Source organism: Actinophytocola oryzae, from assembly GCF_004364325.1.
Classification (GTDB): Bacteria; Actinomycetota; Actinomycetes; order Mycobacteriales; family Pseudonocardiaceae; genus Actinophytocola; species Actinophytocola oryzae.
Map to the genome: position 1 here is coordinate 606,048 of NZ_SOCP01000005.1, position 23,429 is coordinate 629,476.

At 66.8% G+C, this 23,429-nt stretch carries 25 protein-coding genes; 13 read left to right on the plus strand and 12 right to left on the minus strand.

The features are described from left to right. Position 1: 1 nt before the first annotated feature. Positions 2-415: a hypothetical protein gene (locus CLV71_RS17470; protein ID WP_133903797.1), complete on the minus strand. Its 414-nt coding sequence runs from the start codon at positions 413-415 to the stop codon at positions 2-4. Positions 416-477: 62 nt separating this feature from the next. Here CLV71_RS17470 and CLV71_RS17475 point away from each other — a divergent pair, with 62 nt between their 5' ends. Beyond that, complete coding sequence (locus tag CLV71_RS17475) at positions 478-1,278, plus strand: IclR family transcriptional regulator (RefSeq protein WP_243866529.1); 801 nt, start codon at positions 478-480, stop codon at positions 1,276-1,278. Here CLV71_RS17475 and CLV71_RS17480 read toward each other — a convergent pair. From CLV71_RS17480 to CLV71_RS17515, 8 genes are all read right to left on the minus strand, one after another. Continuing rightward, on the minus strand, positions 1,229-1,978 hold the full coding sequence (locus CLV71_RS17480) for a hypothetical protein (protein ID WP_133903798.1): 750 nt from the start codon (positions 1,976-1,978) through the stop codon (positions 1,229-1,231). The genes CLV71_RS17475 and CLV71_RS17480 overlap by 50 nt on opposite strands. A gap of 185 nt (positions 1,979-2,163) precedes the next feature. Continuing rightward, the gene (locus tag CLV71_RS17485; protein WP_133903799.1) at positions 2,164-3,081 is read right to left on the minus strand and encodes an ABC transporter substrate-binding protein; all 918 of its coding nucleotides are present in this window, start codon (positions 3,079-3,081) and stop codon (positions 2,164-2,166) included. 11 nt (positions 3,082-3,092) lie between these two features. Continuing rightward, the gene (locus CLV71_RS17490; RefSeq protein WP_243866530.1) at positions 3,093-3,830 is read right to left on the minus strand and encodes an ABC transporter permease; all 738 of its coding nucleotides are present in this window, start codon (positions 3,828-3,830) and stop codon (positions 3,093-3,095) included. Continuing rightward, complete coding sequence (locus CLV71_RS17495; RefSeq protein ID WP_133903801.1) at positions 3,827-4,495, minus strand: ABC transporter permease; 669 nt, start codon at positions 4,493-4,495, stop codon at positions 3,827-3,829. The genes CLV71_RS17490 and CLV71_RS17495 overlap by 4 nt, the downstream gene beginning before the upstream one ends. Then, the gene (locus CLV71_RS17500) at positions 4,492-5,601 is read right to left on the minus strand and encodes an ABC transporter ATP-binding protein (protein WP_133903802.1); all 1,110 of its coding nucleotides are present in this window, start codon (positions 5,599-5,601) and stop codon (positions 4,492-4,494) included. The genes CLV71_RS17495 and CLV71_RS17500 overlap by 4 nt, the downstream gene beginning before the upstream one ends. Before the next feature lie 156 nt (positions 5,602-5,757). Continuing rightward, positions 5,758-6,585: an alpha/beta fold hydrolase gene (locus CLV71_RS17505; protein ID WP_133903803.1), complete on the minus strand. Its 828-nt coding sequence runs from the start codon at positions 6,583-6,585 to the stop codon at positions 5,758-5,760. After that, entirely contained in the window at positions 6,582-9,134 is a 2,553-nt protein-coding gene (locus CLV71_RS17510) for an EAL domain-containing protein (protein ID WP_243866531.1), read from the minus strand. The genes CLV71_RS17505 and CLV71_RS17510 overlap by 4 nt, the downstream gene beginning before the upstream one ends. Before the next feature lie 63 nt (positions 9,135-9,197). Beyond that, positions 9,198-10,391, minus strand: coding sequence for an NAD(P)-dependent malic enzyme (locus CLV71_RS17515; protein ID WP_133903804.1), 1,194 nt, complete (start codon positions 10,389-10,391; stop codon positions 9,198-9,200). A 220-nt stretch (positions 10,392-10,611) separates the two neighbouring features. On the opposite strand from CLV71_RS17515, the gene rfbC reads away from it, so the two are divergent. Beyond that, a complete protein-coding gene (gene rfbC / locus CLV71_RS17520) occupies positions 10,612-11,217 on the plus strand; it encodes a dTDP-4-dehydrorhamnose 3,5-epimerase (RefSeq protein WP_133903805.1) in 606 nt (201 codons plus the stop codon). Here rfbC and CLV71_RS17525 read toward each other — a convergent pair. Further along, complete coding sequence (locus tag CLV71_RS17525) at positions 11,190-11,510, minus strand: S26 family signal peptidase (protein WP_133903806.1); 321 nt, start codon at positions 11,508-11,510, stop codon at positions 11,190-11,192. The two genes, rfbC and CLV71_RS17525, sit on opposite strands and share 28 nt — an antisense overlap. 83 nt (positions 11,511-11,593) lie before the next feature. On the opposite strand from CLV71_RS17525, the gene sodN reads away from it, so the two are divergent. The 3 genes from sodN (at position 11,594) to CLV71_RS17540 (ending at position 14,706) form a co-directional block, all read left to right on the plus strand. Next, the gene (gene sodN / locus CLV71_RS17530; RefSeq protein ID WP_133903807.1) at positions 11,594-12,001 is read left to right on the plus strand and encodes a superoxide dismutase, Ni; all 408 of its coding nucleotides are present in this window, start codon (positions 11,594-11,596) and stop codon (positions 11,999-12,001) included. 675 nt (positions 12,002-12,676) lie between these two features. Next, entirely contained in the window at positions 12,677-13,639 is a 963-nt protein-coding gene (locus tag CLV71_RS17535; RefSeq protein WP_133903808.1) for a hypothetical protein, read from the plus strand. Further along, positions 13,636-14,706 (plus strand): hypothetical protein, encoded by a 1,071-nt coding sequence (locus CLV71_RS17540; RefSeq protein WP_133903809.1) that lies wholly within the window; start codon positions 13,636-13,638, stop codon positions 14,704-14,706. Before CLV71_RS17535 ends, CLV71_RS17540 begins: the two co-directional genes overlap by 4 nt. Before the next feature lie 84 nt (positions 14,707-14,790). Here the strand turns inward: CLV71_RS17540 and CLV71_RS17545 are convergent, their stop codons facing one another. Both CLV71_RS17545 and CLV71_RS17550 read right to left on the minus strand, forming a co-directional pair. Further along, positions 14,791-15,180, minus strand: coding sequence for a VOC family protein (locus CLV71_RS17545; RefSeq protein WP_133903810.1), 390 nt, complete (start codon positions 15,178-15,180; stop codon positions 14,791-14,793). 17 nt (positions 15,181-15,197) lie between these two features. Then, positions 15,198-15,977, minus strand: coding sequence for a hypothetical protein (locus CLV71_RS17550; RefSeq protein WP_133903811.1), 780 nt, complete (start codon positions 15,975-15,977; stop codon positions 15,198-15,200). Positions 15,978-16,134: 157 nt separating this feature from the next. On the opposite strand from CLV71_RS17550, the gene CLV71_RS17555 reads away from it, so the two are divergent. The 8 genes from CLV71_RS17555 to CLV71_RS17590 all read left to right on the plus strand — a co-directional run bounded on the left by CLV71_RS17555 (position 16,135) and on the right by CLV71_RS17590 (position 23,268). Then, positions 16,135-16,581 (plus strand): hypothetical protein, encoded by a 447-nt coding sequence (locus CLV71_RS17555; protein WP_133903812.1) that lies wholly within the window; start codon positions 16,135-16,137, stop codon positions 16,579-16,581. Between the two features lie 459 nt (positions 16,582-17,040). Then, positions 17,041-17,286, plus strand: coding sequence for an AMED_5909 family protein (locus tag CLV71_RS17560; protein WP_133903813.1), 246 nt, complete (start codon positions 17,041-17,043; stop codon positions 17,284-17,286). Then, positions 17,283-17,807, plus strand: coding sequence for a helix-turn-helix domain-containing protein (locus CLV71_RS17565; RefSeq protein ID WP_133903814.1), 525 nt, complete (start codon positions 17,283-17,285; stop codon positions 17,805-17,807). The genes CLV71_RS17560 and CLV71_RS17565 overlap by 4 nt, the downstream gene beginning before the upstream one ends. A gap of 320 nt (positions 17,808-18,127) precedes the next feature. Next, the gene (locus CLV71_RS17570) at positions 18,128-19,714 is read left to right on the plus strand and encodes an FtsK/SpoIIIE domain-containing protein (protein ID WP_133903815.1); all 1,587 of its coding nucleotides are present in this window, start codon (positions 18,128-18,130) and stop codon (positions 19,712-19,714) included. Positions 19,715-19,745: 31 nt separating this feature from the next. Continuing rightward, positions 19,746-20,192 (plus strand): hypothetical protein, encoded by a 447-nt coding sequence (locus CLV71_RS17575; protein ID WP_133903816.1) that lies wholly within the window; start codon positions 19,746-19,748, stop codon positions 20,190-20,192. Next, the gene (locus CLV71_RS17580) at positions 20,192-21,796 is read left to right on the plus strand and encodes a replication initiator (protein WP_133903817.1); all 1,605 of its coding nucleotides are present in this window, start codon (positions 20,192-20,194) and stop codon (positions 21,794-21,796) included. Before CLV71_RS17575 ends, CLV71_RS17580 begins: the two co-directional genes overlap by 1 nt. Further along, positions 21,793-21,975 carry a helix-turn-helix transcriptional regulator gene (locus CLV71_RS17585; RefSeq protein WP_133903818.1) on the plus strand — a complete coding sequence of 61 codons (183 nt, stop codon included), beginning with the start codon at positions 21,793-21,795 and terminating at the stop codon, positions 21,973-21,975. The genes CLV71_RS17580 and CLV71_RS17585 overlap by 4 nt, the downstream gene beginning before the upstream one ends. Before the next feature lie 36 nt (positions 21,976-22,011). Next, a complete protein-coding gene (locus tag CLV71_RS17590; protein WP_133903819.1) occupies positions 22,012-23,268 on the plus strand; it encodes a tyrosine-type recombinase/integrase in 1,257 nt (418 codons plus the stop codon). The last annotated feature ends 161 nt before the right edge of the window (positions 23,269-23,429 follow it).

The window sequence follows — 23,429 nt, forward strand, 5'->3', positions numbered from 1 at the left end:
GTCAGTTCTCGAGGACCTCGGGCCGGTCCTTGATCGACTCCATGAGCGTGACGGCCTCCTCGCCCGAAAGGCCCGTCAGCTCGATCGTGCTGCCGTCCGCCGCACGCAGGACGACCCGGTTTCCCTTGTTCCGGTCCTGCCAGCGCTGAACTATTTCGGCGAGGTCACGAAATATGCCGCGTACCGTCTTACCGCCGTAGTAGGTGACGATCAGCGCGGCCCCGCCCTCGGCGACGATCTGGGTGAGCAGCCCGGAACGAGTGCCTTCTTGTCCATGTTCTGTCATCAAATCCGTGACAGAAACGTCACTTATCTCTTCGAGGTCGGAACGTAACGTCCTGGACGCGTCGTAGATGCCGTCCAGATCGTCCGGATCCGCGCCGGTGACCCATAACGTCAGCGAGTTTTCTGCCATATGTCGATTGTGCCGTAAAGGCGTCCCGGTCGGCCAGGCTCGTGATCTGGTATCCAAGACACGTGACCGACATCCCCGCACTGCGCCGAGGCCTGGCGGTGCTGCGCCTGCTGGCGGGCCGGGCGGGGCCGGTGACGGCGGCGACCGTGGCCCGCGAGCTGGCGCTGCCCAGATCGACGACCTACCACCTGCTGTCGGAGCTGATGGCGGCCGGTTTCGTGACCCACCTGCCCGAGGAGCGGCGGTACGGGCTCGGGTTGGCGGCCTTCGAGCTGGGGTCGGCGTACCTGCGACACGACCCGCTGGAGCGGTTGGCCCGCCCGGTGCTGCGTGCGTTGATCGAACGAACCGGGCACGTCGCCCAGCTGGGTGTCCTGCACGGCAGCGAGACGCTGTACCTGGTCCGCGAGCAGCCGCCCCGCCACGCGACGGTGGTCACGGATGTCGGCGTGCGGCTGCCCGCCCACCTCCCGGCGTCGGGCCGTGCGATGCTCGGTGCCCTGCCAGCGGCCCAGGTCCGCGCGTTGTTCCCGTCGCGTTCGGCGTTCGTGGACCGGACGGGCCGGGGTCCTCGGGACCTCCCGTCGCTGCGCCGCCTGCTGGCGGAGGCACGCAGACGGGGCTGGACGGTGGAGGACGGCTACGTGACGGCGGGCTTCGCGTCGGTGGCGGTCCCGGTCCTCGACCACACCGGCCACCCGACGGCCGCCATCTCGACCACCTTCCGCCACGAGTGCGACCAGGAGTGCGGCGAGACCTGGCCGGAGCTGGCCGAGGAGACCCGGCGCGCGGCGGAGGAGCTGACCGCGCGGATCAGCGGCGTCCCGTCGTCCTCCGCCAGGCGTACTCCAGCACAGGCATGAGCGCGAACGGGAGGAACACCAACAAGGTGGACAGCAGGCCGGGCTCCATCCGGGGAAACAGCACCGCGAAGATCGCGGCACTGGTCGTGTAGGTGCCGAGCCAGAACCCCACGTCCTCGTACGGCCGCAGCACGTGCTCGTCGACCCATCGACAGAACCGGCCCTCACGGCTGCTCGCCAGCCGGGCCTCCCGGCGTAGGCGCGCACCCCGGCGCGCTTTCATCAGAATCCGCGACCTGCTCCGTTCGTCATGGGCTCGGCAGAACAGCTCATGACGGCGGTAGTCGAGGTTGAACCTTCGCGACTCCTCGGTCAGCGGACCAGAAACCTTGCGCCGAAAGTCCGCGATCGCGGTCGGAATGCGAAGCGCGAACTCACAGGCGATCACACACACGACAGCGGTAATTCCCGACGCGGCCAGCGCCAGTCCCCAGCCGGAAAGCTCCTTGCCGAGGACGTCGAGCCAGCCGACCGGGTAAAGACCGGGGAACGTCAGCGCCTGCAAGAAATCGGACGTCTGCAGCTCCCGCCAGCGCAGGCGCGGCCGCCGAGGCCGCGAAAGCTCGAAGTAGACGATGAGCCCGGTGACCAACAGGGTCGCATGTAGCCAACTCACCTGCTCGAATGGCAGGACGCCTGCCATCCTCAACGCCGCGACCACGAGTGCCGTGCCAAGGTAGCCGCCGATACCGATCAGCAACGCGTCCGCCTTGCGGCGGTGAAACCGGCTTCGCCATAGTGCGTACGGACACCCACACGAGTTCCACACACGTCCCCCCAGACAGTGTCCCGATGTTCCGCCCGATTATGTCGCGACAGGGGAACGGCGGGGTCGAAACACGAAAAGGCCCCTCCGGAAACCGGAGGGGCCTCGTCATGAACCGGTCAGATACCGGCCTTGGACAGCCAGTCCTTGGCGACGTCCGCCGACTCCGGCTTGTCCGGGGCGTTCAGCGCGACGTTCAGCTCGAGCAGCGTCTTCGTGTCGAGCTTGGCCGACACCGCGTTCAGGGCCTTGGTCACCGTGTCCGAGGCCTTGTCCTTGTTGATCAGCGGCAGCACGTTCTGGGCTGCGAAGTTGTTCTTCGGGTCCTCGAGCACCACCAGGTCGTTGGCCTCGATGGCCGCGTCCGTCGTGAAGATGTCGGCCGCCTGGACGGTGCCGTCAAGGAGGGCCTTCGTGGTGATCGCGCCCGGCTCGAGGGCGCTGAAGCCCTTGAACGTGCAGTTGTACGTGGCCTTGATGCCCGGGATGCCGTCCGGGCGCTGCTGGATCTCCGGCGGGCCGCCGAAAGTGGTCTCACCGCAGTGCGGCACCAGGTCCTCGATGGACTTCAGCTTCCACTTGTCCGCCGTCTCCTTGGTGACGACGATGGCGTCCTTGTCCTCCGCGTCGGACTGCTCCAGCACGGTGAGGTTCTCCGGCAGCACGCCCTTCAGCGCCCCGTACACGTCGTCGGAGGAGACCTCCTTCGCCTGCTTGTTGAAGAACTGCAGCAGCACGCCCGAGTACTCGGGGATGAGGTCGATCGACCCGTCCTTGAGGCCGTCCATGTACTTCTCGCGGCTGCCCAGGTCGAACTTGCGGGTCACGGTGACGCCCTTGGCCTCGAGCGTCTGCGCGTAGATCTCGGCGAGCAGCTGGCTCTCCGGGAAGTTCGCCGACCCGATGGTGATCGAGTCACCCGAGCCGGAACCCGCCGAGGTGTCCTCGGCCAACGGGTCTCCACCACCGCCACCACACGCGGAAAGGGCCAGCGTCGCCGCCAGGGCCGTCGCCGCACCGGCGATAACGCGTTTCATCCTCTGTCTCCTCACGTGGACTTTCCAACCAAATCCGTGGTCGGCCTGCGCCAGATCCTGGCCGTGCGCTTCCGTGTCGTCGCGTTGCGCAGGCCAGGCGACACCGCCAGACGCTGCACCAGCTCCAGTACGCCCTCGACGACCAGCGCCAGCACGGCGATCACGATCGCGCCCGCGGCCATCTGCGGATAGCCGTCCGGGGAACCGGCGCCCGCGTTGTTGCCGTCGATGACGAACCGGCCGAGGCCGCCGAGTGCGACGTACGCCGCGATCGTGGCCGTCGCGATCACCTGCAGGGTCGCCGAGCGGATGCCGCCGAGGATCAGCGGCAGCGCGTTCGGCAGCTCGACCTTCCACAGCACCGTCGAGCCACGCATGCCCATGCCCTGCGCGGCGTCGACCACCGCGCGGTCGACGTTGCGGATGCCCGCGTACGTGCCGGCGAGGATCGGCGGCAGCGCCAGGATCACCAGCGAGACCACCACCGGCAGCAGGCCGACGTAGGTCAGCAGCACCAGCAGCGTCAGCAGGCCGAGCTCGGGCAGCGCGCGCAGACCGTTGGACAGACCGGCGATCAGGAACGTGCCGCGCCCAGTGTGGCCGATCACCGCGCCGAGCGGGACCGCGATCACGGCCGCGACGAGCACGGTCAGGGCCGTGTAGCCGAGGTGCTCGAGGATCCGCGCGGGAATGCCGGTCTGCCCGCTCCAGTGGGCCGAGTCGAACAGCCAGCTCAGTGCCGCGTTCACCGGCCCACGCCCTGCCGCGCGCGGGTCCATGGCGTGATCAGCTTGCCGCCCAGCAGCAACAACGCGTCGATGATCAGTGCGATGACGACGATCAGCGCGATCGAGATCACCATCTCCACCGCGTTGTTGCGGCGGAAGCCCTCCGTGATCAGGCTGCCGAGCCCGCCGATGCCGATCAGCGCGCCGACGGCCGTGAGGCTCATGGCCGACACTGTCGCGACCCGCAGCCCCGCCACGATCACCGGGATCGCGAGCGGCAGTTCGACCGACAGGAACCGTTTGGTCGGCTTGAACCCGACCGCCGTGGCCGCCGCGGTGACCTCACGTGGCACGGCGAGCAACGCGTCGGTGACCGAACGGACCAGCAGCGCGACCGTGTAGATCGCGAGCGGCACCTGGACGTTCAACGGATCGATGATCTTCGTGCCGATCAGCAGCGGCACCAGCGTGATCAGCGCGAGCGACGGGATCGTGTACAGCACGCCGGCGAGCGGCACCAGCACCAGCCGCACGGCGGGCCAGCGGCTCGCGGCCCAGCCGAGCGGGATCGAGATGATCAGTCCGAAGAGGACCGGGAGCAGCGCGAGGTACAGGTGCTGGCCGGTCGCGTCGGCGATCTTGTCGACGTTGCGCGGAAGCCACGGCCACGGCCAGTCGACGTTCACGCGGGCACCTCACCGGTCCGGCGGGCCCGCGCGAGCGCGTCGAGCACCGTGTCGGCCTTGATACCGCCCGCGACCCTGCCGTCGGCGTCGACCGCGATGCCGAGCCCGGCAGGCGAGCTGAGCGCCGAGTCGAGCGCGCTGCGCAGCGAGCCGTCTGCCGTGTTGTACAGCGAGCCGCCGGAGACGACGGAGTCCTTGTCGATGGTGTCCATCGTGGACAGTGCGGCCGAGGACAGCCAGCCGAGCGGCCGGTTCTCCTCGTCGACCACGATCACCCAGCCGTCGGTGTTCTCGGCCTCGGCCGCCCCGGTCCCCACCTTCGCGGTGGCGACCGGGCCGACCGGCACACCCGCCGCGTCGAGGAAGCCGAGCGCGCGGTACCCGCGGTCCCTGCCGACGAACGAGGACACGAAGTCGTCGGCGGGCTTGGCCAGCAGCTCCGATGGCGTCGCGTACTGCGCGAGCCTGCCGCCGACGCGGAACACCGCGACGCGGTCGCCGAGCTTGATGGCCTCGTCGATGTCGTGCGTCACGAACACGATCGTCTTGTCCAGTTCGGACTGGAGCCGCAGCAGCTGCTGCTGGAGGTCGTCCCGCACGACCGGGTCGACCGCGCTGAACGGCTCGTCCATCAGCAGCACCGGCGGGTCGGCGGCGAGCGCGCGGGCCACGCCGACGCGCTGCTGCTGACCGCCGGAGAGCTGGACCGGGTACCGCTTGCCCATCTCCGCGGGCAGACCGACGAGCTCCAACAGCTCCTGCGCCCGCGCCCTGGCCGCGCGCCGGGTGGCGCCGGTCAACAGCGGTACCGTGGCGACGTTGTCGATCACCGTGCGGTGCGGGAAAAGCCCCGCCTGCTGGATGACGTACCCGATGCCACGCCGCAACAACGGCGGGTCCGACTCGCGGATGTCCTTGCCGTCCAACAGGATGGAGCCGCCCGTTGGGTCGATCATCCGGTTGATCATGCGTAGCGAGGTGGTCTTGCCGCAACCGGACGGCCCGACGAACACCGTGATGCGGCCCGCGTCGACCGCGAGGTCGAGGCTGTCGACGGCGACCGTTCCGTCCGGATACTTCTTGGTCACGGCCTTGAACTCGATCATGCCGTGAGAACTCCTCGGATCGAGACGGCCTCCCAACGGCCGTAGGTCGCCCGACCTTAGCCTGAACCACCGACAACGGCAGGGCATCCCACGATCTGGCCCCTGCACACGGGGCAACTCCACTAGGCCGTTCGGCCCAACGTGATCAGATCGTCATCAAAGGTGTTCGCGGAGCCAGTCCAGAGTGGCCTCCGCGTGCCGGAGGACCGAGATGTGGCCTTCGTCCGGCCTCGTCCACAGCTCCGCCGTCGGGCACCGCTCCGCGAGCCACCGGCTGTGCGACGCGGGCACCATCCGGTCGCCGGTGCCGTGCATCAGCAGGACCGGCACGGTGACCGCCGCCGGGTCGAAGCCCCACGGAGTGACGTTCGCGAGGTCGTCGTCGATCAACGCGGCGGGCCCGTCCGCGACGGCCGGCCGGACGACCGAGCCGAACCAGCCCCACGGCCCGTCGAACGCGGCCTCGTCGGCAGGCGTGAACGAGTCGGGGTCGAACTCCGCGCTCGCCTGGTACTCCTCCTTGGCCGCGCGGCCGGCCGCGGCCGCCCGCAGGGACGCCTCGCTGCCTGCCGACATGCCGGTGAACCAGTCGAGCCCCTCGGCGCCGAAGGGCGCCGGTCCGGACACGCCGACCACGGCCCGCACCCGGTCCGGCAACAACGCACCGCAGGCCAGGGCGTGCGGGCCGCCGCTGGAGTGCCCCATGACCGCGAACGTCCCGATGCCGAGCGCGTCGGCGACCGCGGCCACGCACGGGACCACCGAGGCCATGTTCCTGCCGGGCAGCGGCGTCGAGCCGCCGTAACCGGGCCGGTCGAGCGAGATCCAGCGCAGCCCGAGCCGTGTCGAGGCGTCGGACAGCGGTTCGGGCGGTGTGCCGATGTTCGGGGTGCCGTGGTGCCAGAACACCGGCGAGCCGTCGCCGCCGGTGTCGTAGTAGTGCAGTGTCCGCCCGTCGTCGAGCGTGAGGTCCGCCTCGATCACGCGGAACCCCGCGGCACGTGTACCGGCCCGAGCCGCAGCAGCTCGCGGAACTCCTTGGCGGGCAACGGTTTCGACAGCAGCCAGCCCTGGTAGGCCTCGACGCCGAAGCTGCGCAGCACGTGGAACTGCGACTCCGTCTCCACACCTTCCGCCACGCACGTGCGGCCCATGGCCCGCGCCATGTCCACCAGCGCCCGCACGACGGCGTAGTCCGAGGCCTCGGACGCGACTCCGGACACGAACGCCCGGTCGATCTTGATGATCTGCGCGGGCAGCTCCTTGAGCCGCGCGAGCGAGGAGTACCCCGTGCCGAAGTCGTCGACCGCGAACCGGATGCCGCGTTCGGTGAGGGACTCCATGGCCTTGCGGGTCCGCGACGGCAGGTCGATGAAGCTCGTCTCGACCAGCTCCAGCACCACGCGGTCCCAGTCGATGCCCATCTCGTTGACGGCGGCGTACACGATGTCGGTGAACTCCGGGTCCCCCGGCACGAGCCCGGCGAGGTTGACCGCGACGCCGACCCCGCCGCCCAGCACGCCGCCCGCCATCATCGGCCACTTCGCCGCCTCGCGCAGCGCGGTCTTCAGCACCCAGAGGTCCAGGTCACGCAGCAGATCGCCCTGTTCGGCGACGGGGAGGAACTCACCCGGCGGGAGCATTCCCCGCTCCGGGTGCGGCCAGCGGACCAGGGCCTCCGCCGAGAGCACGGTGCCGTCCGGGCCGACCACCGGCTGGTAGTGCAGGACGAGCCCGTCGTTGTTGATGGCGTCGCGGAGCTGTCCCTCGAGCATCATCTGGCTGTTCGCCGACGCGATCAACGCCTCGCTCGCGAGCGACACCCTGCCGGTGCCCTGGCGTTTCGCGTTGAACATCGCGGCGTCGGCGAACCTCAGTAAGTCCGCGCCCGAGGTCTCCTGGCTGGTCGGGGTGGCCGCGCCGATCGTCGCGGAGACCCGTAGGAGCTGGCCCCGCACCGGCACGACCGCGCGTAAGAGCCCGGCGACCCGGTTCGCCAGTGCCTCGACGCCGCCGACCTCGGAGTAGTCCGAGCAGATCACCACGTACTCGTCGCCGGACATGCGGCCCGCCGTGCACGAGGGAGGCAGGCCGCGCTCGAGTCTTCGCGCCAGCGCGATGATCAGCTCGTCGCCGACGTCGTGGCCGAGCGAGTCGTTGACCCGCTTGAAGTTGTCGACGTCGCAGAACAGCAGCGCGACCCGGTCCGCGTCCGGGCCGCCGAGCAGCTGGTTGAGCAGCTCGTTCACGGCCGACCGGCCAGGCAGCCCGGTCAGCTCGTCGTGCGTGGCCTGGTAGCGCAGGCGTTCCGCGGCACGGCGGCGCTCGGTGACGTCGGAGAAGACGACGAGGCGGAACCGCTGGCCGTCGTCGGCGACCGACACCGTCACGTTCAGCTCGCAGTAGACGGCCTTGCCCGACGCCGTGAGCAGCACCCGCTGGCCCGCGCGGGTGTCACCGTTGCGCCGGGAGGCGCCCGCGAGCAGCGACTCGCCCCGGTCGGTCGGGTGCGTGAGGTCGACGGCCGCCATGCCGCGCAGCCGCTCGATGTCCATCTGGAGGAGCTTGCACAGCGCCTCGTTGGCCTCGACGAGACGCGCGGACTCGTCGAACAGGCCGATGCCGACCGGTGCGATCGCCACCAGGTCGGAGAACCGCTGCGACGAGCGCATCATGCGGGTCTCGGTGGACCGCTGCTCGGTGACGTCCTGGGCGGTGCCGATCATGACCGGGCCGCCGCCCGAGGTGTCCAGCGCGTCGCCCCGGCAGCGGAACACCTTCCGCGACCCGTCGGGCAGCACGGCCCGGTGCTCGCACTCGACCGGCCTGCCCGTCTGCGCGAGGTCCTGCCAGCGCTGGTCCACCCACGCACGGTCGTCGGGGTGCACCAGGCCGAGGTAGTCCATGTAGGTGATCGGGGTGCTCGACTCGACGCCGAACAGCTCGTAGAGCATCGACGACCAGATGCACTCACCGGTTACGGTGTTCCACTCCCAGGTGCCCATCCTGGCGACACGCTGCGCGTCGCCGAACAGCCTGCGGTCCTGGATCGCGCGCTGCTCGGCGGCCCGGTGACGGGTGACGTCCTGGACCGTGCCGGTCGCACGCACGATGTTGCCGGTGTCGTCGAACTCCGGCCGGGCCCTGACCTGGTAGATCCTGTGGCCCGACGGGTCGCGCACCTCGACCTCGGCCGGCCTGGGGTCGTGGCCTGCGACGAGGCGGGCCCGGAAGGCGCCGAGCACCGCCTCGTCGTCGGCGAAGACCAGCTCCATCGCCTCGCTTACCGTGCACTTCGGCGGGATGTCGCACATCGTGCGCATGCCCTCGGAGAAGTACGCCGTGCCCGCCTGCAGGTCGATGCCCCAGATGCCGATCTCGGCGATCTTCTCCACGCCCGCGAGCAGCTCGAGGGCGTGCTCCGGGGTGGTGGCGACCGTGTCCACCAGCGGGTCTCCGCCACCGGGCAGCGCGAACTCACCGGTCGGCTGCCCGCTGTGGAGCCGGCCGGCACGCAGGACATGCTCGGCCAACACGCTTCCTCTCGCCCGCAGGCCGGCGGGTCGGGGCGCACCGCCGATCTTCCCGCCGGTGCCTTAGGCTACCCCGTCCTCTTTCGCGGCCCGCGCCACTGCGGCGGCAACCTCCGGCGCGACCCTCGGGTCGACCGCGCTCGGCACGATGTAGTCCGCCGAGAGGTCCTCCTGGGCCACCGCGAAGATGGCCTCGGCGGCGGCGAGCTTCATGCGTTCGGTGATCCGCCGGGCGCCCGCGTCGAGCGCGCCGCGGAACACCCCGGGGAACGCCAGCGAGTTGTTGATCTGGTTCGGGAAGTCGCTGCGACCGGTCGCCACGATCGAGGCGTGCTTCCGTGCCACGTCGGGGTGAATCTCCGGCGTCGGGTTCGACAGCGCGAACACGACCGAGCCGCTCGCCATGCTCGCGATCAGCTCCTCGGGCACCGTCGAGCCGGACAGGCCGACGAACACGTCGGCGCCCTCGAGTGCCTCGGCGAGCCCGCCACGCAGGCCGGACTCGTTGGTGCGGCTCGCCAGCTCGGCCTTGACCGAGTTCATGCCGTCACGGCCCTCGTGCAGGATGCCGCGCGAGTCGACCACCGTGAGCTCGCCCGCCCCCGAGGCCAGGAGGATGTTCGCGCAGGCGACACCGGACGCGCCCGCGCCCGCGATGACGATCCGCTGGTCGGCGATCGGCCGGTCGAGCACCGCGTTCGCGCCCTTGATCGCGGCGAGCAGGATGATCGCGGTGCCGTGCTGGTCGTCGTGCATGACCGGGCAGTCCAGTGCCTCGATCACGCGCTTCTCCAGCTCGAAGCAGCGCGGGGCGGAGATGTCCTCGAGGTTGACCGCGCCGAAGGACGGGCGCAGGCGGACCAGGGTCTCGACGATCTCGTCCACGTCGGTGGTGTCGAGCACCAGCGGGATGGAGTTGAGGCCGCCGAACGTCTTGAACAGCGCGGACTTGCCCTCCATGACCGGCAGCGCGGCGCGGGGGCCGATGTCGCCGAGGCCGAGCACGGCGGTCCCGTCGCTGACGACCACGACGAGGCGGTCGGTCCAGGTGTACTTCTTCGCGAGCGAGGCGTCCTCCGCGATCGCGCTGCTCACCTTCGCCACACCGGGGGTGTAGGCGATGGACAGTGCGCGGGAGTCCGTGATGGCGCGCGGTACCGAGACGTCCAGCTTGCCGCCCTCGTGGGCACGGAAGATCTCATCGTCGGTGATGGGAGTGTTCAGTTCGGTGGCTAGCGGGTCGTTCACGGCGGTCATTGCGTCCCTCCTGCGGGCTGATGCGGGAGCCTCGTGGCAGTGCGGAGCGGCTCCGCCCGATCACGGCATGGTCGACATCGATTGGGTGACACCGATGTGGGGGACCTTGCCGGGGCACGTCAGCCGCCTCGCCGCTTTGTGGGGCGGGCGACCGCGGACGCTGCGGTGTCCCACAGTGTAGACACAAAGCACCGTGGGGCGTCGCGTACCCTCCGTCACTATGGATGTGCGGGAGCTTGCTGTCCCAGGCGCTTTCGAGTTCACCCCCCGTTCGTTTCCGGACGAGCGTGGCGTGTTCGTGTCGCCGTACCAGGAGGCCGCGTTCGTGAAGGCGGTCGGCCACCCGCTGCGGCTGGCGCAGACGAACCACTCGCGGTCGCGGCGCGGGAGCGTGCGCGGGCTGCACTTCGCCGACGTGCCGCCGGGACAGGCGAAGTACGTGTACTGCCCGGTAGGCGCGATGCTCGACGTCGTGGTGGACATCAGGGTCGGTTCGCCGACCTTCGGCGCGTGGGATGCCGTACGCCTGGACCCGGTCGACTTCCGCGCGGTGTACGTGCCGGAGGGGGTGGGGCACGCGTTCGTGGCGCTGGAGGACGAGACAGTGATCTCCTACCTCTGCTCGACGCCGTACAACCCGCCCGCCGAGCACGGCATCACGCCGGTGGACCCGGCGCTCGGCCTGCCGTGGCCGGAGGACATCGAGGTACTGCTGTCGGAGAAGGACACCGCGGCACCGACGCTGGCGGAGGCGGAGGCTTCGGGGCTGTTGCCGTCCTATGCGGAGTGCCAGGCGCGCTACCGGGAGCTGAGGAGCCTGGGGTGAGGCCAGAGGCGGGCCAGGACGACGCCGTGCACGTCGGCGGGGCCGAGCTCGCGTGAGTCGGTGCTGGCGATGGCGTTGTCCCCCTCGACGTGCCATCGTCCGCCGGTGGCCCGGGTTGCCCGCTTGATGGAGAGTTGCCCGGGCCGGGTCACCCACGTGACCACCACCACATCACCCGTACGTGGCTGTCGACTACGCCGAGCAAGCACAACATCCCCGTGTCGCAAGGTAGGCACCATGGACGGCCCGACGACGCGGATGCGCCGGTAGGGCAGCCGCCCGAGTGGGTTCATTCGATCACCTCCGCCGTGTCCGCACAGGATGCCGGGAGTAGTGTCCGAAGCGTCGGAGCGTCAACCTTGTTTCAGGAGGAAAGATGCGACTCCTGTCGCGCATTCTCGGCCCACGCCTGGAGGCGACCGCACACTGCGACCTTCCGTGTGGCGTGTACGACCCGGCGCAGGCCCGCATCGAGGCCGAGTCGGTGAAGGCCATCCAGCAGAAGTACCAGGACAACGAGGACCCGGAGTTCCGCACGCGCGCGATCCTGATCGCGGAGCAGCGGAGCGAGCTGGTCAAGCACCACCTGTGGGTCCTGTGGACCGACTATTTCAAGCCGCCGCACTTCGAGAAGTACCCCCAGCTGCACGAGCTGGTCAACAAGGCGACCAAGGCCGCCGGCGCGTCCGGCACCAAGGGCTCCATGGACCCCGCCAAGGGCCAGGAACTCCTGGACTACATCGCCGAGATCGACAAGATCTTCTGGGAGACCAAGCAGGGCTGAGGCCAAGCCTCTCGAAACGGCGCTGACCAGCGGAAATATCTTCCGTAGGTCGGCGTCGTTTCTCGTTGTTAGGCGACCTTTGACGGCCTGGAGACGGCCTGATCTTGGTCGCTGCCCGCCGTCTGGCCTGGGGCATTCGGTCAGCTCATGGCGGTCCCAGGGACGAGCTGGGTTCGGGCCGACGGGGGTACCTGTGCGCCATGGTGATGACCTCCCTGGGGGCAAGCCGACTCGGCCAGTTGAGGTTTGTCGGCACCTACTCGCCGCCGTTTCCCCTCGCCCTGGCCGCCCTTAGCGCCGGATCGTCGGTGTCAAGGGGCGAGCGAAGCGAGATCGCGCCAGCGACGCCGTCAGGCGCCCTTGATGCTGGCGGGCCGGTGTTAAAAGATCACGGGCAGATGAGGGGGCGGCCTTCGTGAGCCGCAGGTGCCAAGCAGGCTTGTGGATTGAGTGCGGCGCTGTCCTGATCGCCGGCCGGCGGCCGTGAGCGGAGCGGCAGGCCGTCCGGCTGGCAGCGGCGCGAAGCGCCGCCCTTGATCCTCAAGAGGCGAGTTCTGCAAGCTCAACTATGCCAACGACACAACCAAGTTGATCCCGAACGGCATCGCCTACGTGGTTGAACGCTCGCTCGCTGATACCGTGCGGAACGTTCACACGTTGCGATGAGGGATGCAAGTGGAAGATCGCCTGTTGCCCATAAATGGGTTGCTTGGTCTGGTGCTTCCTTATGGCATCGACAAGCCGCTGCTGAAGGAGAGCGGCTATGAACTGGCTGGCTTGGAGGTGCCAGTCACGACCGCCACAGGCAAGGTCGTCATCGATGTGCTCCTGTTCAACCGCGACCGATCGCTACTCCTGGCGTGCGAGGCCAAGTCGGGTGCGAACGTGGAGGCGCCGCAAGCTGCAAAGTACCGGCTTCTCGATGCGCAGGGCATTGTACTAGCAGGCAATATAACCCTCAGTAGTCCAATACAACCATCTGTGGTCGCGGTGTACGCCTGCCTCTGTCAGCACATCGACCGCATCCGGTTGGGACTAAATGAGGTGAACCTTCACTCTCCCATCGTTGGCGTCTGCCACGAGCACATCACGTTCGATCTTTCTGACCAAGTGCCTGAACCGGTGCTTCGAACCTTCCCGGTTCGATCGTTGCCACTCAACGGACCGCCCCCGAGTCTGATTCAGTTTGATCATGAATCCTCAGTGGCCGATGTGACGCCGGCAGTGCGCGCTCAGCTCGTCAAGGCTCTCGCAGTACCAAAGCAGCAGGTGACTGTTCGCTGGCTCGCCGAAGAGGCAGCGCCCTACCTGGCCTTCTACGCAAGAACGGCTCAACAGCGCCTTGTGAGAACTGTTGGAGAAGCTGCGAGGCAGATCGCGCAGTCTGACACCGCGACGTTCGAGTATCACCCGCCACCGCCCAACGACCCTAACTGCGGGTTCGTGCGCTTCCTGAGAACCCCCGAAGACAATGATCCACGTGGGCGGACCCAGGCCTACCAGGCGCTCGCTCGCAGTAGTCAGTTGAGGCGAAAGCGAACCCGTCAGCATGATCCTGATCAACTTGACCTGTTGCAGGAGCTGCTTCAGGCGGATGATGAAGACACCATCGAAGCCGGGGAGGAGGAAGAGCCGTGACCACGAGAGCCGACATGGGCCGAAGCCTTGCCCTTGATCCTAGTTCACCCACCAAGACCTTCGTGGTAGAGGCGCACGCTGATCAGCCCCGCGCTTTGCTTGAAGACATCGTTGGCGCAAAGAACGTTGAGCCGACGGGCGACGCCTTCCTATTCAAGGCGCTCCGCCCCGAGGGCACACTGTGGGTAGACCAGTTAGATGGACGATTTTGGTCTATTCACACAGACCTTCAAACCCATGCGGCAAAAGCTTTTCTAAGTAAAGAGATAGAACGCCGCCGGGAACTCGACTGGATGTGGCTTCCTTCAGGCCATCTTCGAAACCTGTGGCCGAACTCTATTTCAAGAAGAGTCCACACCACTTTCGATGGCCGCAAGTTCCTTGATACGGACTCATCCGCCGGCGAGTTGCGCGTGCAACTCTCCGGGCGGAGTGCGACAAACCTTCTCGACCATATATCGCGCATTGAAGAGTACAGTTCGTCTGTCTCATTTGACCGCGTCCAGGCGTCACTCATCGATCCAGACCTAGGTCAAGTCGAAGAGGGTGTCAGTCGAATGGGGCGCTTTGTAGTAACAGGTGACTCATTCGAATTTCATGCTCAATTTGTAAGATCAGTTGTCCAACGTTACAAGCGCTTGGTCAAGCTATGCGAACAAAGGGCGATCTCATACAGAGCATACGCGACCGACACGGACGGAACCGGCGGAACCCTTCGCGGCGGCCCTATAGTTCTAAATTTCAAACGCAATATCGCTGACCTAGATTCTTTTGCGACAACATTGTTCTCAGCGCGCGCTCCGTATCGCCTGTGGGGTTCTCCAGAAATAAAGGAGCATTACGCAACGGTCCATGCCGTTGATCTGCATGTCGCAAACGACATTCGCATGGACATCGGCCGGAACTGGCTCCGCATATATCTTAACGAAGGCGCTTGCGGCAACACCGTTGCTCGACTGGTCGCCAACCTACAGCACACATTTGACAGCGCACTAAGTTTCACCGACCCAGAACTCCAAATCGCTCTCACCGCAGAGACGCCTGCCCTTTCGCCTGCTAACAGCTAAGCCAGCCGATGTTCAGTTCAGGGGCGATAAATTGCAGGCAGCGGCGAGCGGCATCACATAACGATCAGATGCCACAACCTGATTCTAGCGAGATGACGACGTGCGACGTCGCGCAAGCAAGTCAGGGAATTCAGTCTGAAGGACGCAGAATTCGTTGCCCCAGGGGTCTCGCATTACCCAGAAGTCGTGACTCCGCTCTTGTTGGTGGTCCCAGCGAGTTGCGCCGAGTGCTTCAAGGCGGCGCACTTCGATCTCTACGTCGTCGGTTTCGAGGTCGAGATGCATCCGCTCTTTGCCAGCCTTGGAGTCGGTAGTGAGTTGAAGTAGTACGCGTATCTCGGAGTCAGGAAGGCGCAGGCGACGATACACCTTGCTGCTTTCTGGATTGATGGGTTCTTCTGTTGCTTCGAGGGCGGCGGACCAGAAGACTGTGCCTTGGTCGAGGTCACCGACGTCGATAACGAAGTGAGCCACTCGGCTCGCGTGTGAACTCATGGCCTGCCGGCGTCGACGAGATTGTGCGCGACTCTGTGAGCGAGTTCCTCGTTGCGGGCGATGACGCCCCATCCGGTGACTACGACGCCGTCGTAGCTCATGCCGGTCCAGCGACCCCAGGCGTGTTCGCCGTGTGGGTGTAGGGCGAGGTACATCGTGCCCTTGGACCGCACGGCACCTTCTGTTGACCGGTACCACCCCATAAGGGCCTCGTTGTCCCATATGCACAGCTCGCCGCGCCAGCTGTAGCTGCCTTCGGCCGGCGCCCTGTCGGCCTCAAGCTGGAGTCGCTCCCCTTGCTGGTGGACCGTCAGCATGTGGACGTCGACGCGGGGTACGTCGTCCTTGGACGTCTGCCAGGCGCACCACCAGTCGCCAGACAGGTCTAGCTCGTGGCTGACCACCTTCCCAGCGTCGACCTGCCGGCTCGGTGTGGAGATGGTCGGCGGCGGCGCGGGAGCCGAGGCGCCAGGTCTCGGTACGACGCTGATGCTGCCGCTGTAGGGCTGGAAGAGTTGCGCGACACCCCAGTCGGGGAACATGGCTTCCAGTACGCGGCAGTGGTGTGAGTACGGGAGTTTGGTCAGCTCGCCGGACAGCCAGCGATAGAACTGGGCTTTGCTGGGGCCGGTATTCATCAATTCACGGTCTAGCTTGGCGGCTGCCTTGATGTACTCCCGCGCGAATGCGCTGTAGACCTGTAGGTGACGCTGCCTGAGTAGTACCTTCAGTAGGAGTGTGGTCCCGGTCTCTTCGGGATCGTTGTCGCTGGTCACGAGACCAGGGTAGCACGAAGACGAGACAAGTCGAGACTCTGCGGGTCTACTTGGGACGAGACAGGACGGTCATGGCGTCCGGACGAGACTCAAGCTCGCCGATTGTGTACTCAGTCGCTCCGAATGGCGCGGCAGGACGAGAAGGGTACACATCGAGATGGCAATCTCTCGGGGACATCGATTTCCAATCGAATTCGCGGACGCTTTTCCGCAGGGTCTTGTGTTGATGGGTGAGGTCGCGCCGGACACTGAATACCAGTCGCGGGAGGACCGGGCTGCCGGCCGGCCCGTGCGGCAGCGCGTCGACGAGCTGACCGGTAGGCGGCAGTGGAAGGCGACGGTCACCGACCCGAACGAGCCGAACGCCAAGAGGGCCTCGTTCGAGGTGACCTTCCTGGCTGACGTTCAGCCGGTGCCGGCCACGGTCGAGGTGCTGCCGGGCGTGCGACCGGTCGAGTTGGAGGGCCTGACGGCTGAGCCGCGCGTCGCGGGTAGCGGCGAGTTCAAGTACCAGTCATACCTGTTCCGGGCGGCTGGGTTCCGCGCTACCGGCGTGGCTGGTGGCACACGGAAGGCTCCTGAGTCCGCCAACAAGGCCGCGTGAGGCACGAGATGAATGCCTGGTGGGGCGAGACGGGAACGCTGATCGAGTCTGCCACGCGTGGCGGTCGGTCGGCTCCCGTCCGTCACAACGCGGGAAGGGCTGTGATTGTGATGGTGCCGGACTACTTGGTTGGGCGCTGGGAGACGGCGTACGAGGCGTACAAGTCTGCGTCCGCGTTGGTCGACGCGTCGACTCCCGGGGACGCTGCGGCGGCGGAGCAGATGGCACATGCTTCAGACGCGGTCGCGGCGGCGTGGCGGGACATCGCTGGGGAGGCGGACCTCTCGTGGTGGTCGACTGCTGCGGTAACCACTGCCGCTCAGGCGTTTGAGCACCAGGCGCAGGACTGGGCAGCACGGGCCAGGCACGGGCGGCAGTCCGCGGTTGCCGGTGACGGTCGCAGGCGACGGCCGGCGTACCCGGTCGCGGTACGGAACGACCAGGTCGGTGGTGTGACCGATGCCGGCTGATCAGGAACCGCAGACCTTGGCCGACGCACACGAGGTTCTATGGCGGACCCGTCCGAATCGAGACGCGCATCCTTCGAAGTGGGCGGCGTTTTACCGGCACAGAGCGCAGGTGTATGCGGCCACGGCCAAGATCGATCTCCGGCACCGCCACGAGGCGACACAGTGTGCAGGACTGGAGATGCGCAAGGCGCTCGATATCGAGCACCGGCTCAGCTCTCAGGGTGATGGCGCGTGAACGCGTCAGCTCTGCCGGCTGAGTTGACGGACGGCAGGGTCAACAGGGCTGTCGGTGAGGAGCTGCGGCGTTTGCGTGAGGCTCGTGGGTTGTCGAGGGCTCAGTTCGTCGGACTGCTGCCGTCGGGTATCGGTGACCGGACCCTGCTGTCCTACGAACACGGGACTCGACAGCTCACGCTGATGCGGTTCGCCGAGTTGAGTTGGGCGCTGGAGGTTGAGGCGCCCATCCTGTTCGCTCGGGGGCTCCAGCGGGCACGTGTTCTCGTGGAGCACCTGACGCTCACGGTGGATCTCCTTGCTCTGCTCGTTGACACCCGGGTCACCTTCCGGCCGCTCGCGCAGTGGGCGCGGAACACACTCAACGAGCACCCCAACGGGATTGTCGAGGTCGAGCCGGCGGTGGTACGCAACCTCGCAAGGTTCATCGGTTGCAGCCCAAGGGAACTGGCTGACTATCTCGCACGATTCGCGCCCGATGGCTGCGCAGACGAACGGAAACTGGCAGGCCTTCCACAGTAGCTGAAGTCCTCAGTAGATAAAACACACGCGGGGTCGTGTGGCGATGGCGCACGTCCATGTGCGGCGCGCTGATCCCGTAGGCGCAGAAGCGGAATCCCAGGTCTGGCAACCATTTCCGCTCCTGCGCTGTCCACCCGGAGGTAGACAGTGAACAGGGTAGACCGTTCTGTGGTCGTCCCGCCAGATGGGGCGACTCGACGAGATCGTTGCGGCAAGTGCAAGCGGTTCGCTCGGTTGTGGCCGGGTGAGGCTCTGTGTGACCGCTGCATCGGGATGCTGCCGTTGGCGTACGTGCCACGGCCAAAGCGTGGTGAGCGGTGATGAACGCGCACACGCTCATGACGTTGCTGGTGGTCGGCGGCGGCCTGGTGGTCGCGGTGTCGGCGCTACGCAAGATCGGGCGCGGTCTGACGGCGCTGTTCGAGGCCCTGGCGACGTTGGCCACCGTAGTGATCGCACTGTGGTGGGCGGGCAAGGCCGTGTTCTTCATGATCAAGTCCGCGGTGACCCATCCGCGCACTACTGCCGGCGTGACCGTCACGGCACTGTGGCTGTGGTGGTGGGGCTGGCTGTCTCTCGTGATCGTCGCCTCGGCGGCCGGTGTGGGGCTGGTCGTGTGGCGGTGGCGTGGCCAGCTGTCCTACGAGCAATGGGTCGGTCGGTGGCTGCGGTCCTGGTGGCTGCGGTGGACGGTCTATGCCCGCCGGCTACCGGGCTGGCTGCGGGCGTGCGGGCTGACGGTGCAGGAGGCGGACCAGCGCGTTGTGTTGGTCGTGAACCCGCTGCGCCGGGGAAAGGTACGGCGGCGGGCTCGGGCCGGCGGGGATCAGGTGCCGCGTGTGCTGCGGGTGCGCTCGGGTGCGTCGTGGGATGAGGTGCGTGTGCGCCTGGTCGCCGGCCAGAAGCCGGAGGACTTCGACGAGAAGGCGCGCGAGCTGGCCGTCGCACGCGGAGTGTGGCGGTGTCAGGTACGGGAGCTGTCGCCTCGGGTGGTGTCCATCGACTTCCAGCGGCGCAACCTCCTGGCCGACACCGTGGCCTGCCGAGACCTCGACGGCCTGGTCGACGTTCCTGGCTCAGATGTGGATCTGACCACGGTGTGGAGCGGCCGAACCGACTACGGAACCGACTGGCACCAATCACTTGTCGGCTCACACACTCTGCTGGCCGGGGTCACTGGTGCGGGTAAGGGCGCGCAGATGTGGTGTCCGCTGGTGTCGATCGCGCCGGCTATCCGAGACGGTCTGGTGCGGGTGTCGGGGATCGATCCGAAGGGGATGGAACTGGCCTACGGGCGCGGGATCTTCCACCGCTACGCCGTGAACGGTAAGGACGCGCTCGCACTGCTCGATGACGTGATCACAGAGATGGAGAAGAGGAAGACGGAGTTCGCTGGCCGGTTGCGGTCGGTGCCGATCTCCCGGGAGTTCCCGTTGGAGATCGTGGAGTTCGACGAGATCGGAGCGTTGATCCGCTACATCGGTGACCGCAAGCTACGGGAAGCGATCACCGACCGCGTCGCACTGCTGACGACGCAGGGGCGGGCGTTGGCGTGCACGGTGCGCGGCTACGTCCAGGAGCCCACGAAGGACACCGTCCCGGTGCGGGAGCTGTTCCCGCGTCGGATCTGTCTGCGGGTCGCCACGAAGTCACACGTGGGGATGGTGCTCGGCGACCAGGCATACGACCGGGGCGCGTGGGCCAATCGCATCAGCGAGTCAGAGCCCGGCGTGGGCTACCTGTTCGGCGAAGGCATCCGCGAACCCCTGCGTGTGCGGGGCGGATGGGTGCCCGACGAGACGATCAAGCAACTCGAAACCTTTGTCACAGGCGGGGTTCGCACCGGGCCGGGAACGGTCCATCTACTTCGGACCCCTCGGCGCGATCCGTCGAGCGGCGCCGCCTGACATTCCCTCTCTCGAAAGGTCTTCCTCTGCCATGTCCAAAACCATGCCTTCGAACATCCTGACCACTACCTCAGCCGCGGGGTCGCTGCTGACCGCGTTCCGTGCCCATGTTCGCCGTCGAGTGCTGCCAGCGCCGGTCTCGCTCGGCTTTGATGCCGGATCTCGTGAGATCGCCATTCAGCCGGAAGGACAGACCAACCTGGTCACTCAGCTCGGGAACGTGCTGCTGTGGGCGTACACGCTCTCTGACGTCACCGCCAAGTGGTGGCGCACCGATGGCGACCGCCTGCACATCTCGATTCGCGGCCGCACCACCACAGGTGCGCGTGTCCGTGTCTACGGCGGCGGCCACTTCTCCGAATGCCTCGGCCTGGTCTCACTCGCGCCCGACGAGACCGACGGCGTGTCGATCGACGAGCTGTACCTGTTCCACACCGCCCTCCGTGAGCACCGCCAGCACGAGCGGGAGGTGGCCTGATGGATACCGGCACCCGCGCGGAGCGGATGAAACAACCCCTCGCCTCGGACGTCATCGCCGCGACCGCAGAGCAACACGGCGTGTGCGTACGGCCGTTCACGATGGAGGTCGGTGACCTCGACACCGGGGAACTGCGCTACGTCGCCGTGCCCTGCGGCTCAACGATCGAGTCGCAATGTGGACCGTGCGCGCGGAAGGCCCGTGCGCTGCGGATGGTCCAGTGTCGCGAGGGGTGGCACCTGACCGACGAACCGGACTTCACCCCGGACGAACCGACGACCGACCACACGGCGTTGCTCGAGCTACGCGCTGACCTGGTGGTTGCCTACCAGCAAGCCGCGGGAACCGGAGCGGCTGACGCAGACGAGCTGCGCGACGAGATCCGCTCGGTGGACGAGGAACTTCGGCAACTCGGCATGCGCGGCCGGCTACCCAGCCCGGACGGTCCGGGAAAACGGCCACCGAAGCGGTCGACGAAACGTCGGCAAGACACACCTGAGCTGCCTCGGCGGCGTGTGGAGAAGCGGACCGTGGGCCGGGAGTACGCCGGGCGGTTCCGGCCGTCCATGTTCGTCACCCTGACCTGCGACACCTACGGGCGAATTCGCGATGACGGGACACCGGTCGACCCGGCGTCGTACGACTACCGGCGGGCCGCTCGGGACGCGGTCCACTTCGCGGCCCTGGTCGATCGGTGGTGGCAGAACCTCCGCCGCGTCGTTGGCTGGGACGTCCAGTACTTCGCCACCGTCGAGCCGCAGCGTCGTTGTGCTCCGCATCTGCACGCCGCCGTCCGGGGCTCGGTGTCGCATGAGGTGCTGCGGCAGGTCGCGGCGGCCACCTATCACCAAGTGTGGTGGCCGGAGCACGACGAGCTGGTCTACGACGGCGACCAGCTGCCGGTGTGGGACGGCCAACGGTTCGTCGACCCTGCCACCCGTGGCCCGCTCACGACCTGGGCCGATGCGATCGATGAGTTGGACGAGCCGGCTCACGTCGTCTCGTTCGGGCGGCAGGTGCACTCCAAAGGCATCCTCGGCGGCTCCGAGGAAGCCGGCCGACACATCGGCTACCTGACGAAGTACCTCACCAAGGCCACGGGTGAGGTGATCGAGGCCGCCAGTGATCGCCAGCGGGCTCACCACGACCGGTTGCATGACGAGCTGCGAGTGACACCGTGTTCACCGCGCTGTGCGGTCTGGCTGCTGTACGGAATAGAGCCCATGGGCGCCGGCGGCAAGACCCACCCTGGCCACTGCAAGGGACGTGCCCACCGCCGAACCACCCTCGGCCTACCCGGCCGGCGAGTGCTCGTGTCCCGGAAGTGGTCCGGCAAGACCCTTGCCGACCACCGCGCCGACCGGAAGGCATTCGTCCTGGAGTCCCTGGCGGCTGTCGGGATCACCAAGTCAGAACCGGACCGGTCACGGCTGGTCTGGCACAAGGTCCAGCCCGGCGATCCAAACCAGCCACCACGCGACCACCTGCTCATGCACGCCATCGCCGAACGTATCCGGTGGAGAGCCGAGTACGACCGCGCCCTACTCCCGGCCAACGAACCATCGCCAGATCTTTCGGCAGATCGGTGGGTGGATGCCGCATGAGTGAGTTCGAACGCCTGTGGGGCGTTGAGGAGCTGTCCGAATATCTCGGCATCCCCGTCCAAACAATTCGGGGCTGGCGGACCAAGAACTACGGTCCGCCAGCGCGCAAGATCGGAAAACATCTTCGCTATGACCCCGCGAAGGTACGGGAATGGCTTGATCAAGACATAGCCGCCTGAGCTTTCTGCAATTCGAGACTGAGGAGAGGTCTGCCCATGGCACACATCCAAGACCGCTGGTACAAGCAGGTTCCCGATCCGGTGAACCCGAAGAAGACCAAGCGGATTCAGACGAGTCAGCACGGCAAGGGCCTGCGCTACAAGGTGCGTTGGCTCGCCCCAGACGGCGAGGAACGTTCGAAGTCGTTCCCAGATGGTCAGCTCAAGGCAGCACGGGCCTGGAAGGCACAGCAGGAAGTTGATCTGGCACGTGGCATGTACGTCGACCCGAAGGCCGGCAAGATCACCGTAGCCACGTTCGCGAAGAGCTGGCTCGCCGACCTCGATGTCGACGAACTGTCGTTGCAAAACATGGAGATGCGGTTTCGAAAACGCGTGATCCCCTACATGGGCAAGACGGAACTCGCTGCGGTCAAACCTTCAGTAATTCGAAACTGGGACCGGATGCTCCGAGAAGACAGCCTGTCCGACCGATACCGGCACACGCTTTTCGGCAACGTGTCGGCGATGTTCACGGCCGCAATGGAAGACGGGCTCATCGTCAAGCACCCGTGCCGCGGGAAGTCCGTCAAGAAACCCAAGGCGACACAGAAGAAGATCATTCCATGGGCGGAGGAGCGGGTGTGGACCGTCCAGCAGCAGCTCAAGGACCGGTTCCACGTGATCGTCGACCTGGCTGCCGGGATCGGGCTGCGCCAGGGTGAGTGCTTCGGCCTGGCCGTGGAGGACGTGGACTTCCTGCGGGGCGTCGTGCATGTCCGGCGACAGGTCAAGACAGTCCGATACAAGCATGTATTCGCGCTGCCCAAGTACGACAAGACGCGTGACGTACCGCTGTCCGAACCGGTCAAGCTGGCGCTCGCTGAGCACATCCGGAGGTACCCGCCGAAGGAGATCACACTTCCCTGGGACAAGCCGGACGGGAAGCCGACCACGGCCCGACTCATCGTCACCTCGGCGCGTGGCCTGGTCGTGGCGGCGAACGACTTCAATCGGAACTACTGGAAGGTCGCGCTCAAGGCGACCGGGGTGCCGTACGGCCGGTACGAGAACGGCATGCATGAGCTACGTCACTTCTTCGCCTCGGTGCTGCTCGACCAGGGCGAGTCGATCAAGGCCGTGGCCGAGTGGCTGGGACACGCCGACCCGTCGTTTACTCTCAAGATCTACACGCACCTCATGCCGAGCAGCTCCGACCGGACCAAGAACGTGATCGGCGACCTCTACAGCCGGCGCCCTGACACCGCCTCGGATAGCCCGGACACAACACAGGCTGCTCAGAAAGCAGAGTGACCGCTGGTCAGGGCCGGTTCTGGCTCCTCGAGACCCAGGATCGGCCCATCGACCTTTGCTCAGTCGGACCGCGCGGTCGTCTGCGAGCAAGCCCTTCGACACACGCTGGCAGGCAAATATGCAGTTACCTGCAGGCGGTCGTGCGGTAGCCCTCTGAGCAG

Coding starts and splice junctions, on each gene's coding strand:
- CLV71_RS17575 (WP_133903816.1), top strand. CDS start 19,746: ATGTCCAAAACCATGCCTTCGAACATCCTGACCACTACCTCAGCCGCG.
- CLV71_RS17500 (WP_133903802.1), bottom strand. CDS start 5,601: ATGATCGAGTTCAAGGCCGTGACCAAGAAGTATCCGGACGGAACGGTC.
- CLV71_RS17470 (WP_133903797.1), bottom strand. CDS start 415: ATGGCAGAAAACTCGCTGACGTTATGGGTCACCGGCGCGGATCCGGAC.
- CLV71_RS17525 (WP_133903806.1), bottom strand. CDS start 11,510: ATGAACCCACTCGGGCGGCTGCCCTACCGGCGCATCCGCGTCGTCGGG.
- CLV71_RS17485 (WP_133903799.1), bottom strand. CDS start 3,081: ATGAAACGCGTTATCGCCGGTGCGGCGACGGCCCTGGCGGCGACGCTG.
- CLV71_RS17515 (WP_133903804.1), bottom strand. CDS start 10,391: ATGACCGCCGTGAACGACCCGCTAGCCACCGAACTGAACACTCCCATC.
- CLV71_RS17570 (WP_133903815.1), top strand. CDS start 18,128: ATGAACGCGCACACGCTCATGACGTTGCTGGTGGTCGGCGGCGGCCTG.
- CLV71_RS17580 (WP_133903817.1), top strand. CDS start 20,192: ATGGATACCGGCACCCGCGCGGAGCGGATGAAACAACCCCTCGCCTCG.
- CLV71_RS17585 (WP_133903818.1), top strand. CDS start 21,793: ATGAGTGAGTTCGAACGCCTGTGGGGCGTTGAGGAGCTGTCCGAATAT.
- CLV71_RS17590 (WP_133903819.1), top strand. CDS start 22,012: ATGGCACACATCCAAGACCGCTGGTACAAGCAGGTTCCCGATCCGGTG.
- CLV71_RS17555 (WP_133903812.1), top strand. CDS start 16,135: ATGGCAATCTCTCGGGGACATCGATTTCCAATCGAATTCGCGGACGCT.
- rfbC (WP_133903805.1), top strand. CDS start 10,612: ATGGATGTGCGGGAGCTTGCTGTCCCAGGCGCTTTCGAGTTCACCCCC.
- CLV71_RS17560 (WP_133903813.1), top strand. CDS start 17,041: ATGCCGGCTGATCAGGAACCGCAGACCTTGGCCGACGCACACGAGGTT.
- sodN (WP_133903807.1), top strand. CDS start 11,594: ATGCGACTCCTGTCGCGCATTCTCGGCCCACGCCTGGAGGCGACCGCA.